This is a genomic window from Citrobacter sp. Cf132 (genome assembly GCF_030333885.1).
Classification (GTDB): domain Bacteria; phylum Pseudomonadota; class Gammaproteobacteria; order Enterobacterales; family Enterobacteriaceae; genus Citrobacter; species Citrobacter freundii.
In genome coordinates this window covers 116,886-129,358 of record NZ_JAOWFA010000049.1, presented here as the reverse complement: position 1 = coordinate 129,358, position 12,473 = coordinate 116,886, and the positions used below count along the sequence as shown (strand labels likewise).

The following is a 12,473-nucleotide window of genomic DNA, read 5'->3' as shown; positions in this document are numbered from 1 at the left end:
ATTGAACTCACATTGGGTACCCAATGATTATCGGCTCTAAAGGCGATTACTTTATGTGCAATAGCAGAATTTGCAGGAGGTGGGAGTCGTGCGATGAAACACTGTAAAGAGACTGTGTCTCATCCGGCTTACGAGAGATTTCTGCAGGCCGGATAAGCACAGCGCGATTTGTTTAGACGGTGAAGCCGAGCATCATCCCGGTATCTTCATGCTCTAACAGATGGCAGTGCGCCATATAGGCATGCTCCTTTGGCGCGTCATGGTCAAACTTAACCAATACCTCGCTCACGCCGCCTTCTACCCGCACCGTGTCCTTCCATCCCGCACGGTGTGCGGCAGGCGCTTTGCCATTCTCAGACAGAATGCGGAACTGCGTGCCGTGAATGTGGAACGGATGCAGCATCATGTCGCCCTGACCGGAAATAACCCAGCGTTCATGCTGCCCTTTTGCCGCGGCAAACATCGGTTTATTCATATCAAACGCCTGACCATTAATCCGGTTGGCATTATGGAAATCAAACGATCCGCCATGCTTCATGTTGCCCATGTTGCCATGCTGCATATTCCCCATCTCACCGTGGTTCATATTGCCATGATTCATATTGCCGTGGTCCATATTGTCATTATTCATATGGCCCATCATCTTTCCATGATCCATACCCGCCATGGCCTGACCGCCGAATTTCTTCATCAACATTTGCATGCCCATCATATCGAGCATCGGATCCATCGACAGCTGCAGCTTGCGCACCGTCAGACCTTCAAGTGACGGCAGCGATGGCATGGATGTCAGCGTATCCGGCAGCGTGCCGGAAGCGGTAATCAGCAGCGGCTGAACACGCATCACCGGGTGCGGCTTATCAAATGGCGCAATTGCCATCCCCATCTGGCTGACTGGCAGAGTTACCAGATCAAAAGCTTTGCCGTCACTGACATCCACCAGCACTTCAAAGCGCTCGCCCATCAGCATAGGAAGCTCGGTCACTTTTACCGGTTCCGCCAACAGTCCACCGTCGCTGGCAATGACGTACAAAGGACGATTGTCGCTGGCCGCAATGTTCAGCGAGCGCGCGTTACAACCATTCAACAGACGCAGGCGCAGCCAGCCGCGCGGTGCGGCATGCTGAGGATAAATCGCCCCGTTGGTCAGCAGCGTATCGCCAAACCAGCCGACTGCGGCGGTCATGATGTCCAGTTGATAATCAACCTGCCCATCAGCAGAGAACTGTTTGTCCTGAATAATTACCGGCACATCATCAATTCCCCACTGCTTAGGCAGCATCAGCTTGCGAATCTCTTCGTCTTCAATCAGCACCAGTCCGGCCAGCCCCATCGCTACCTGATGACCGGTCTTTCCATGCTGATGAGGGTGGAACCAGCAGGTTGCCGCGCGCTGATCCGGCGTGAAGGTCACTGAACGTTTCCCGCCCGCCGGGATTATGCCTTGCGGCCCACCGTCGACTTCACCAGGGATTTCCAGCCCGTGCCAGTGCAACGTCGTCTCTTCGGCAAGCTGGTTATGGATATCCACGGTCACCGATTGCCCTTTGTTCAGCTTGACCGCAGGTCCGAGTAAATTGCCGTTATATCCCCAGGTCGTCGCTGTTTTACCAGCAAAACTCGACTGTCCGGCTTGCACCACCAACTGCATGCGATTAGATGCATCCGCGGTTAGCAGATCAGGAATGGGCAATACAGGGCGGTCTGCGGCAAATACGCTCCGGCTCCACAGAGGTAACGCTGACGCTACGCCCAGCGCCACGGAGTACTTTAAAAAGTCACGACGTTGCATAATCACTTCCTTATATTCAGCAGCTTAAGCAGGCTATCTTTTAAGCATAAGCCTTCCCCTTACGGGAAGGTCAAGTGAACGGCTAATAATAAAGGTCGTCGCTTCGCTCGCAGTATGCTAACGTTTAAATTCCGTGATGCAGTGGTAGAAGCAATGAAGACGTTTTTCAGAACAGTTTTGTTCGGCAGCCTGATGGCCGTATGCGCAAACAGCTACGCGCTCAGCGAGTCCGAAGCCGAAGATATGGCCGATTTAACGGCAGTTTTTGTTTTTCTGAAAAATGACTGTGGATACCAGAATTTGCCTAATGGGCAGATCCGTCGCGCACTGGTCTTTTTTGCCCAGCAAAACCAGTGGGACCTGAGTAATTACGATACCTTCAATATGAAAGCGCTGGGTGAAGACAGCTACCGCGATCTCAGCGGTATCGGCATCCCCACGGCAAAGAAATGCAAAGCACTGGCGCGTGATTCTCTGAGCCTGTTGGCCTACGTTAAATAATCTCCGGCGCAATCAGTATTGAGAGAGCCGTTACTCTGGCTGTACCAGCGTCAGGGCAACGGATTGCGCTTTTAATTCAGTCTGCGCGTTTGGCGGTAGATTCACATCGGTAACAACATCGGTAAAGCAACTAAGCGGCGCGACGTTAAATAACGAATGTGCACCGTACTTACTGCTATCCGCCAGTAATACCTTCCGTTGGGCATTCGCAATAATTTCCTGCTTTAATCCCGCTTTGTCTTCCGTTGGCGTGGTTACACCCTTTTCCATACTCCAGGTGTTACAACTCATAAAAGCGATATCGGGATAGACACTACGCAACATTTTCCGGCCAAACTCACCAATACAGGACTGGCTGCTGTCATCGATGCGCCCACCGACAATCGTCACCTCTATCTGACGGAATTCTGACAAAAACAGGGCAATGTGCAGATCAACGGTAATTACTCGCAGCGGCAAATGCGTCAGACATTTTGCCAGCTCCAGCATTGTGGTACCGGCATCAAGCACCACGGCATCGCCCGCACGCACCATTGAGGCGGCAAAACGCGCAATCGCCCGTTTCTCAGCAGGCGATCGCAGTTGCTTTTCGTTCGTGGTCGGCTGCGCCGCTTCAAAGCGCCGTAACGCAACACCGCCGTGGCTGCGGCTGATCACGCCCTGCTCATCCAGCTTGATGAGATCGCGCCTGATCGTTGCTGGAGAGGCGTCAACCGCGTCAACCAACTGTTCCACGGTAACCAGCGTATGATTTTTCAAATACGCCACAATCTTATCCAGACGATGTTGCCCTTTCATAACAGTAAATTACGCCAGTTGCATTGCCAGTTTGATCGATACGGCCATGCTCTCAGATTTTGCTTTTCCCGTCCAGGCGATATCAAATGCCGTACCGTGATCGGCAGAGGTACGAATAAACGGCAAACCTGCTGTGATATTTACACCGTCATAGAAACCAAGCAATTTCAGCGGGATATGTCCCTGATCGTGGTACATCGCCACCACCATGTCATACTGACCTTCATAAGCCTGTAAAAACACGGTATCCGGCGGGCACGGACCGTAAACATCCATCCCCTTTGCTTTCATATTCTCAATCGCGGGTCCGACAATACGAATTTCCTCATCGCCAAACAAACCATTCTCTCCGGCATGTGGATTCACCCCCGCAACGGCAATACGCGGATGTGCAAAGCCTACGCGCTTCAGGAAGGTATCCGCGATACCAATCACCGTTTCGACACGTTGCCCATTGAGCGTATCAAGGAATTTGCGCAGTGCGATATGCGTCGAAACATGGATAACTTTCAGCTTATCGGTGTACAGCACCATCGCGTAGTCACGGCTTTCGGTCAGCGTTGCCAGCAGTTCGGTATGTCCCGGATAATTGTGTCCGCCGAGATGCAGCGCCTCTTTGTTCAACGGCGCGGTCGCGATGGCATGCACATCCCCCTTCATCGCCAGTTCAGTCGCCCGTTTCACACAGCGATAGGCCAGATCGCCCGCCTGGGCCTGCACTTTTCCGGGAACAAGTTCTTCGGGTTGTGCCAACGGCTCATCAATCACATGAATCGTATCTGGCGTAAATCGGGCATCAGCAACCTGTTCGATTGCGCGAAATGTTACTCCGTCAGCCAGCCCCTGAGCCTGCAATCGCTGCAGCGTTTTCAGGCACCCGACCACCACCAGCGGTGCACCATTAAGTTCATCTTCGCGTAGCGCTTTAACAATAATTTCCGGACCAATCCCCGCCGGATCTCCCATCGTAATCGCAATTGTTTTAGTTACCACGGTACATCTCCTCAATAAAATACAGCGCATCGCAAAGGGTCGTATCAGAACCGAATCCACCCGCTTTGGTAATTACCGGCAAGTCGTCAATCTCGCTATTCACAAACGTTCCGCACGGAATACAGGGGGCAACCTCACTGTGGATGCGATACCCTTCAGCACCCAACGCACTGGCGACCGCCGTGGCAATATCGCCTCCGGTCAGGAACAAACCGCCGATACGTGCTTGTTCAATAATGCGCAGCGTTGTCTCCCCAAGACGCTGACTCAGCAGTTCTCCCAACTGCTGGCGACTCATCCCCACGTTGAAACACAGCGTGTCGATCATGTCCCGGTCTTCTGCACACCGACTGGTACGCAGGATTGTGTGTTGCTGCTGGCTCAACTGCGCGCAAGCCTGTTCAATAACAGAGTCCATTTCCGGTGCAAATGACGATGCAACCAATCGCGCGGCATCGATATCAACAACTTTTGCCCGGCCCTGACACACTGCTTTTTCCACCTGACGTCGCGTTGCCTCACTCATTGAGCCAGCCACAACCAACACCGGTAATTCCTGCTTCTCTTGCATAAACGTTCCGGCCGGTAAAGCATTGGCCAGCCCTGCCGCCCCTACGAGCAGCGGCATCTTTTTTTGCTCACAAACTGCCTGTGCAATGAGCGCGAGATCTCGCTCTTCCACAGCATCCACCACCACCATACATTCGCCGGCTTTTGCAAAAGCGCTCAGCAGCGCACTCAAACTTCCCCGACGCACATCCACCAGCGACACCTCATGTACAGGGATATCGCTTTGCAGCGCGACCAGTTCAGCAATACGCGAAGAGTGAATAGGCGTTTTTGGATCGCTGGCGAATTCCGTTTCCAGCAGCGGTACACCATGGACCAGGCACAAGCCATCCTGCGTGGTGCGCCCGGCAGCAGGAATCGCTGCCGCAATCACGGCCAGCGTCCGACCGGCTATACGCATGGCTGCAGTGACTTCAGCTCCCACATTGCCACGGAATGTCGAGTCAATTTTTTTGTATACCAGTGGTGTTGTTACGTCCCCACACCATGGCGCTAACGCTTGTTGTACAGCCGTAGCGGCCTGCATTGCCGGCATCGCCCGGCTTTCCGTATTGATGACCAGAACATCGGCGCGGCGCGACGGTTTCTGCGCTGGGGTCAGCATTACTTCGGTACGCGCCCCTTTTTTCGCCAGTTGTACGCCGGTATCGTTAGAGCCCGTAAAGTCATCGGCGATAACGATCATTTTCATGCTTTCTTCTCCTGCACGGTCTGACGCGCCTGTTTTTTCGCGACCCACGACGTAAGAATTGGCGTCAGAATGGCGGTTGTAATGACTGATGCAGCGATCAGCGGCGCTGCCGCAGCGGCAACCTCTGCCAGCGAGGGATCGGCCTGTGCGATGGCCAGAGGCGTTGCGACGGCGTTCCCCGCCGTACTTGATGCCGCAGCACCAGCAATACCACTCCCGCCAACCAGACGATCGGCACGAATGTTAAAGAAGCCGCCCACAAAGGTGGTCAGCACGCCCAGCAGAATGCCCGCCAAACCGCCTTGCAGCAGCATTTCCAGGTTAATACCGGCTCCAAGGGCAAACGCAAAGAAAGGAATGAGCAGCGGGCCGCCTTTCGTCAGGAAGTCACGCATGTTGGCGTCGAGGTTACCAAGGATCATGCCAACCACCAGCGGAACAAGAACCGCCACCAGCGCCATGATAGGAATATTTGCCATACCCGCCGCGCCCAGCGCTATCATGGTAAAGAAAGGTCCGTCATTCAGAGACAAAATGGAGATCGCGCCGACATCGCGTTCATTGCCAAACTCGCCAACCAACGCCGCGTAAAGCCCACCATTGGAGTTACTCATTGCCGCAATAATGGCGACACCACTTAAGCCAAAGATGCCTTCCGCGCCAAACAGGTGTTCAACCCCGAGACCAATCGCAATCGCGACCAGTAACTTGGTCAGCGTAATCGTGCCGCCTTGTAGCAAAGCTTGGGGCGCGGCCTTTACACTAATTCCCGCGCCCATACAGAGCAGGAACGCGCCAATCAAGGGAGCCGCGCCATTTTTAAATAAAGCAGTGGTGAATCCACCGATCTGCAACGCCTGCGGGGCAAAAGTGTTGATAATGGCACCGATAACCAACGGCACAACCATCATGCCGCCGGGTACGCGTTCTATTGCCTTCTTGATGTTCATGGTCTTCCCGCCTGTTGTTATGTTGTGATTAAATAAAATCATAACGATTATATTTAATCAAAATAAGATCACAAACGCGCCAGATCACAGTTTTAAAATGATTAATAAAAATCAAATAATCATTCCAGGCGAAAAAAAAGCCGGGGTTGTCTCACCCGGCTTCATTGATATCTGAAATATCTCAGGATTGATGCACAAATTCGCGGTATGCCGCCACAACCTGAAGAAAGTCCTCTACACCACAAAGCGAAAAACTTTCTTCGTCGTAATAGCTCATCCCCTCTTCCATCTCATCTCCAGAGAACTCCAACTGATTAGCGCGAACCATCACTTCTTCGCCATCCAGCCAGAGCGTGTATTCATGCCCTGCTCGCTGCCAGGAGCGCTCACTGCCCTTAACCGCACGCGCCGCCTGTTCCACTTCATCAAGTAAGGCCAGGTTTTCTTTCACTTCTTCATTAAACCAGTGCCCCACCACCTCGTGGCCCATGGACATACGCACTTTTACCACCCCGGTAATATCGCGCAGAAATTCGTAATCCATAATGTCTTCCTCTACTCCCGGCAATGCGCCAATACCGCATCGCGCCTTGTTGTAATTATCGCAGCAGCGCGGTAGAAAAAAAGCGTAGTGGGTATAAGGAATAGAAATAAAAATGCCCGGAGAAGCAGACTTCCCCGGGCATTGATGCGTTTTTACACAAAACGCGTTAGCGCATTACACCGCGGTCTGGAAAATCACACCATCGGCTTTCTCCGTATACTGAGACAGCTGGTCGAAGTTCAGATAACGGTAAGTATCCACGGCAGTTTTATCCACCTGCGCCACATAGGTCTGGTACTCTTCCGCCGTCGGCAGTTTGCCGATCAGCGCCGCAACCGCCGCCAGCTCCGCAGAAGCCAGGTAGACGTTTGCCCCGGTACCTAAACGGTTCGGGAAGTTACGAGTAGAGGTCGAGACAACCGTTGCGCCGTCGGCGACACGCGCCTGGTTACCCATGCACAGAGAGCAGCCTGGAATTTCGATACGCGCACCGCTCTTACCGAACACGCTGTAATAACCTTCTTCGGTCAGCTGTGCCGCATCCATACGGGTTGGCGGAGCCACCCACAGACGAGTCGGCAGTTGGCCTTTGTGCGCATCCAGCAGCTTACCAGCGGCACGGAAGTGGCCTATGTTAGTCATACAGGAGCCGATGAACACTTCGTCGATCTTCTCACCCTGTACGTCAGACAGCAGACGCGCGTCGTCCGGATCGTTCGGTGCACACAGGATTGGTTCTTTGATGTCAGCCAGGTCAATGTCGATCACCGCCGCGTATTCTGCGTCAGCGTCGGCTTCCAGCAACTGCGGATCCGCCAGCCATTTTTCCATGCCCTGCACACGACGTTCCAGCGTACGGCGATCGCCGTAACCTTCCGCGATCATCCACTTCAGCAGAACGATGTTAGAGTTCAGATACTCAACGATCGGCTCTTTGTTCAGCTTGATGGTACAGCCCGCAGCAGAACGCTCTGCGGAAGCATCGGTCAGTTCGAACGCCTGCTCCACTTTGAGATCCGGCAGACCTTCGATTTCAAGGATGCGGCCAGAGAAGATGTTCTTCTTACCTTTCTTCTCAACCGTCAGCAGACCCTGTTTGATCGCGTACAGCGGAATGGCGTGAACCAAGTCACGCAGAGTGATACCCGGCTGCATTTTACCCTTGAAGCGCACCAGTACCGATTCCGGCATATCCAGCGGCATCACGCCGGTCGCTGCAGCAAACGCCACCAGGCCAGAACCTGCCGGGAAGGAGATCCCAATAGGGAAACGGGTATGGGAGTCACCACCGGTACCTACGGTATCCGGCAGCAGCATACGGTTCAGCCAGGAGTGGATAACACCATCGCCCGGACGCAGGGAAACACCACCACGGTTCATGATGAAGTCTGGCAGCGTGTGGTGCGTGGTCACGTCAACCGGCTTCGGATAGGCAGCGGTGTGACAGAAGGACTGCATCACCAGGTCAGCTGAGAAGCCCAGGCATGCCAGGTCTTTCAGTTCGTCACGGGTCATTGGACCGGTGGTATCCTGAGATCCCACGGAGGTCATCTTCGGTTCGCAGTACGCGCCCGGACGGATACCTTTCACGCCGCAGGCGCGGCCAACCATTTTCTGTGCCAGGGAGAAGCCACGGCTGCTTTCCGCCACGTCTTTCGCCTGACGGAAGACGTCTGAGTGCGGCAGACCCAGTGCTTCGCGCGCTTTGGTGGTCAGGCCACGACCGATGATCAACGGAATACGACCACCGGCACGTACTTCGTCGATCAGGACATCGGTTTTCAGCTCAAAGCTGGCCAGCAGTTCGCCTGTTTCGTGGTTGCGTACTTCGCCTTTGAACGGGTAAACGTCAATCACGTCGCCCATGTTCATGTTCGACACGTCCACTTCAATCGGCAGTGCGCCCGCATCTTCCATGGTGTTGAAGAATATAGGTGCAATTTTGCCGCCGAGGCACAGGCCGCCGCCGCGCTTGTTCGGCACATGAGGAATGTCGTCACCCATGAACCACAGCACGGAGTTGGTCGCGGATTTACGCGAAGAACCGGTACCGACAACATCACCCACATAAGCCAGCGGGTAACCTTTTTTCTGCAATTCTTCGATCTGTTTGATCGGGCCAACTACCCCCGGCTGATCCGGTTCGATACCTTCACGGGCGTTTTTCAACATCGCCAGCGCGTGCAGCGGGATATCCGGGCGGGACCATGCGTCCGGTGCCGGAGAGAGGTCATCGGTGTTGGTTTCACCGGTCACTTTAAAGACGGTAACGGTGATTTTTTCAGCCAGAGCCGGACGGTTCAGGAACCATTCGGCATCAGCCCAGGACTGCATGACCTGCTTCGCATATTCGTTGCCCGCTTTGGCTTTTTCTTCCACATCGTAGAAGTTATCGAACATCAGCAGCGTTGAAGAGAGCGCTTTGGCGGCAATCGGTGCCAGTTTGGCGTCATCCAGCGCGTCGATCAGCGGATGAATGTTGTAACCACCCTGCATGGTGCCCAGCAGTTCAATGGCTTTTTCTGGGGTAACCAGCGGGGAGGTGGTGTCGCCTTTCGCGACGGCAGCGAGAAAACCAGCTTTAACATAAGCGGCTTCATCTACGCCAGGAGGAACACGGTTGATCAACAGGTCTAACAGGAATTCTTCTTCGCCCACAGGCGGGGTCTTCAGCAGCTCGACAAGTGCGGCCATTTGGGTTGCGTCTAAAGGTTTTGGCACAATCCCCTGGGCAGCACGCTCAGCTACGTGCTTACGGTATTCTTCTAGCACGACGATATCTCCTCGCTCTCATTGTCATAATGCGGCGCTTTTGTAGATGGGCGATTCTCTTCACGCTCCTGTGAGACAGTAGTTAGTAGGGTAAATGCCCGGTACCGCATAAGGCACAATAACAGGATTTTCATTAAGTGTTAATCCGTTTACAAAAAAGCAACATAAAAAATTGGCTGAATCGTTAAGAATGGTGTAGCGGCAAGACGGAACGCAATTCAGGCTACCTAAAACCACCCTGAAACGGTTGATTTTCAAGCGCGAGATGCTGAATTTTCCAGCGACTTTTCAGCCATCAGATATAATTGTGTAATAAATCCTCACACTCTTTTTCCGGACCTACCGGGTGAATCCCCAATAAAAGTCAAAACTGTCTAACACGGGTGAATAATACTCGCGGCAACAGGAACGCCTCACGGCACAGCGCTTGTCTCGTTGGAGTCATTTTATGAAGTTGCCCCTTAAGCCACATCTGCTTGTCCTTTTGTGCAGTGTCGGGCTGTTTGCCGCCTCAGGCGTGATGTTCGTTAAAAGTCGTGCTACGGAGCCTGCAGTTCCGGCCCCCGTTGCACAGCAACCGTCAGCACCGGCTCCAGCGCCCATAGCGGCCCCTGCCCCGGCCGACCAAACAGCGCCCGTCGTGGCACCAACCTACTCGGCAGCACAAATCGATCAGTGGGTTGCACCTATCGCACTCTATCCAGACTCGCTGCTGTCGCAAATTTTGATGGCCTCAACCTATCCGGCTAACGTCATCCAGGCCGCACAGTGGTCAAAAGACAATCCCAAAATGCAGGGCGACGCCGCCATTCAGGCCGTTGCCAGCCAGCCCTGGGATCCCAGCGTGAAATCGCTGGTCGCCTTTCCTCAGTTGATGTCGCTGATGGGTGAAAATCCGCCGTGGGTACAAAGTCTGGGCGATGCTTTCCTTGCGCAGCCAAAAGATGTTATGGATTCCGTTCAACGCCTGCGTGCACTGGCGCAACAGACCGGTGCGTTGCAATCGACACCGCAGCAGACAGTCACCACCGTGACCAAAGCGGCGCCGGCTAAAACCGTCGCCAGCGAGTCGACGACCAGTTCAGCGGCCATAACAGCCACGACCACCTCAACAAGCCCAACGGTAATCAAAATTGAATCCGCCGATCCGCAGGTGGTGTACGTTCCTACCTATAACCCGAATACGGTTTACGGTACCTGGCCGAACACCGCCTATCCGCCAACCTATCTGCCGCCAACGCCCGGCGAGCAGTTTGGTAACAGCTTCGTTAATGGTTTAGGCTTCAGCCTCGGTGTTGCAACAACCTATGCCATCTTCAGCAACATCGACTGGGATGACGACGACGATCACCATCATAATGATGACTGGGATAACCATGGCGGCTATAACCGTAATGGTGATAACAACATCAATATTAACGTTGATAACTTTAATAAAATCAGTGGACAACGACTGACAGACGCCAACCGTACCTGGCAGCACAACCCGGCCTATCGTGAGGGTGTGCCATACCCAAATAACCAGCTCAATAACCGCTTCCACTCCACTAACACGGCTACAGGCTTAAGTTCAACCCAGCAAAGACCGGTCAACCGTGATAGCCAACGCCAGGCTGCGATGAGCCAAATGGAAAAATCAACGGGAAAAACATTCCCGCAGACGGCGCGTACGGGCACGAAAGACGCCCAGCGTCAGGCATCCAGCCAACAGCTGAAGCAAATTTCCCAACGTAATAACTACCGTGGTTACGATACCAAACCGCAAACCGCGAAACGGACAAGCACACAGCAACGTGAAAATCGTCAGGCAGTCACCCAGCGACAGGAGAAACGGGTCACGCAACCGGCGCAGCAACGCAATGTGCAACAGCGCAATCTTCAACAACGGACCAGCCAGCCACGCGCCAATGCGCTGAGCGGGAACGACAGTCGCTCCGCCAACTGGCAGGCGCAGCAACAGCGAGGGGCACAGAGCCGGCAGGTCGCCCGTAATCAGCCAGCACGCCAGCCTTCTGGCGGGCGTGCTGAACACCGTGAATTCCGTCATCGTTAAGGGAGCCGACATGAAAAATAAACTACTCAGTGGAATGGTGTTGTTCATGGTTTCGGCTGCCGCGATGGCACAACAATCCTTCAGCACACCAGACCAGGCGACCGATGCGCTGGCAAACGCGATTAGTGAGCAAAATGAAAGTGCAATGAGCAACCTGCTCGGGGAAAACTGGCGTGATTTTCTACCGCCAGAAGGCGTCGATCCTGATGCGGTTGATCGTTTCCTGCGCGACTGGAAGGTTCGCCATAATACCGTTGTCGACGGCAATACCGCGCATTTGGTGGTCGGGGATAGCGACTGGCAATTGCCAATCCCGGTCGTCAAAAACGCTTCAGGCTGGCAATTTGATATCAAGGAAGCGGCCGAAGAGATCCTGACCCGTGAGATTGGACGAAACGAACTCGCGGCTATCGAGGCGTTACACGCTTATGTAGATGCCCAGCAGAGCTATTTTGCGATGAACCAGAAATACGCGCAAAAGATTGTCAGTTCTGAAGGGAAAAAAGATGGTCTGTACTGGCCTGTTTCACCCGGCGAAGCGCCAAGCCCGCTCGGCCCGGCCTTTAGTCCACAGGAACCTGGCACGGGCTATCACGGCTATCATTTTCGTATCCTTCCCGACAAAACCAGCGGTTTTGCCATGGTGGCCTGGCCTGTTAGCTATGATCACACCGGCGTGATGAGTTTTATGATTAACGGTGATGATAAAGTCTATCAGGCCGATCTCGGCGTTGATTCTCAGCAAAAAGCACAGGCGTTAACCACATTCCATCCGGATAAAACCTGGCAGCCCGTAGCGCCCTGATACC

Annotated in this window: 10 protein-coding genes; 3 read left to right on the top strand and 7 right to left on the bottom strand. The window is 53.8% G+C overall.

What is annotated here, in order from left to right:
• Positions 1-172: 172 nt before the first annotated feature.
• A complete protein-coding gene (gene cueO / locus OGV85_RS08165) occupies positions 173-1,792 on the bottom strand; it encodes a multicopper oxidase CueO (RefSeq protein ID WP_061547753.1) in 1,620 nt (539 codons plus the stop codon).
• Between the two features lie 153 nt (positions 1,793-1,945).
• Here cueO and OGV85_RS08160 point away from each other — a divergent pair, with 153 nt between their 5' ends.
• Positions 1,946-2,293: a YacC family pilotin-like protein gene (locus OGV85_RS08160; RefSeq protein WP_003018667.1), complete on the top strand. Its 348-nt coding sequence runs from the start codon at positions 1,946-1,948 to the stop codon at positions 2,291-2,293.
• Positions 2,294-2,323: 30 nt separating this feature from the next.
• Here OGV85_RS08160 and OGV85_RS08155 read toward each other — a convergent pair whose 3' ends face one another.
• The 6 genes from OGV85_RS08155 to acnB form a co-directional block, all read right to left on the bottom strand.
• Entirely contained in the window at positions 2,324-3,091 is a 768-nt protein-coding gene (locus OGV85_RS08155) for a DeoR/GlpR family DNA-binding transcription regulator (RefSeq protein WP_008786221.1), read from the bottom strand.
• A 9-nt stretch (positions 3,092-3,100) separates the two neighbouring features.
• Positions 3,101-4,084 carry a D-threonate 4-phosphate dehydrogenase gene (locus OGV85_RS08150; protein WP_032937567.1) on the bottom strand — a complete coding sequence of 328 codons (984 nt, stop codon included), beginning with the start codon at positions 4,082-4,084 and terminating at the stop codon, positions 3,101-3,103.
• Positions 4,074-5,345, bottom strand: a complete 1,272-nt coding sequence (dtnK, locus tag OGV85_RS08145; protein WP_061547752.1) for a D-threonate kinase — start codon at positions 5,343-5,345, stop codon at positions 4,074-4,076. The genes OGV85_RS08150 and dtnK overlap by 11 nt, the downstream gene beginning before the upstream one ends.
• The gene (locus OGV85_RS08140) at positions 5,342-6,295 is read right to left on the bottom strand and encodes a 2-keto-3-deoxygluconate permease 1 (RefSeq protein ID WP_032937563.1); all 954 of its coding nucleotides are present in this window, start codon (positions 6,293-6,295) and stop codon (positions 5,342-5,344) included. Before OGV85_RS08140 ends, dtnK begins: the two co-directional genes overlap by 4 nt.
• Positions 6,296-6,476: 181 nt before the next feature.
• Positions 6,477-6,839: a protein YacL gene (gene yacL / locus OGV85_RS08135; RefSeq protein ID WP_020996227.1), complete on the bottom strand. Its 363-nt coding sequence runs from the start codon at positions 6,837-6,839 to the stop codon at positions 6,477-6,479.
• Positions 6,840-7,013: 174 nt separating this feature from the next.
• Positions 7,014-9,611, bottom strand: coding sequence for a bifunctional aconitate hydratase 2/2-methylisocitrate dehydratase (acnB, locus tag OGV85_RS08130; protein ID WP_003845763.1), 2,598 nt, complete (start codon positions 9,609-9,611; stop codon positions 7,014-7,016).
• Positions 9,612-10,059: 448 nt separating this feature from the next.
• On the opposite strand from acnB, the gene OGV85_RS08125 reads away from it, so the two are divergent.
• Together OGV85_RS08125 and OGV85_RS08120 are read left to right on the top strand one after the other, a co-directional pair.
• A complete protein-coding gene (locus OGV85_RS08125) occupies positions 10,060-11,664 on the top strand; it encodes a DUF3300 domain-containing protein (RefSeq protein WP_061547751.1) in 1,605 nt (534 codons plus the stop codon).
• 10 nt (positions 11,665-11,674) lie between these two features.
• On the top strand, positions 11,675-12,469 hold the full coding sequence (locus OGV85_RS08120) for a DUF2950 family protein (protein ID WP_016149562.1): 795 nt from the start codon (positions 11,675-11,677) through the stop codon (positions 12,467-12,469).
• Positions 12,470-12,473: the final 4 nt, after the last annotated feature.

Excerpts from the sequence above, each read along its gene's own strand:
- OGV85_RS08120 (WP_016149562.1), top strand. The coding sequence starts at position 11,675 with ATGAAAAATAAACTACTCAGTGGAATGGTGTTGTTCATGGTTTCGGCT.
- OGV85_RS08125 (WP_061547751.1), top strand. The coding sequence starts at position 10,060 with ATGAAGTTGCCCCTTAAGCCACATCTGCTTGTCCTTTTGTGCAGTGTC.
- yacL (WP_020996227.1), bottom strand. The coding sequence starts at position 6,839 with ATGGATTACGAATTTCTGCGCGATATTACCGGGGTGGTAAAAGTGCGT.
- OGV85_RS08160 (WP_003018667.1), top strand. The coding sequence starts at position 1,946 with ATGAAGACGTTTTTCAGAACAGTTTTGTTCGGCAGCCTGATGGCCGTA.
- dtnK (WP_061547752.1), bottom strand. The coding sequence starts at position 5,345 with ATGAAAATGATCGTTATCGCCGATGACTTTACGGGCTCTAACGATACC.
- OGV85_RS08155 (WP_008786221.1), bottom strand. The coding sequence starts at position 3,091 with ATGAAAGGGCAACATCGTCTGGATAAGATTGTGGCGTATTTGAAAAAT.
- cueO (WP_061547753.1), bottom strand. The coding sequence starts at position 1,792 with ATGCAACGTCGTGACTTTTTAAAGTACTCCGTGGCGCTGGGCGTAGCG.
- OGV85_RS08140 (WP_032937563.1), bottom strand. The coding sequence starts at position 6,295 with ATGAACATCAAGAAGGCAATAGAACGCGTACCCGGCGGCATGATGGTT.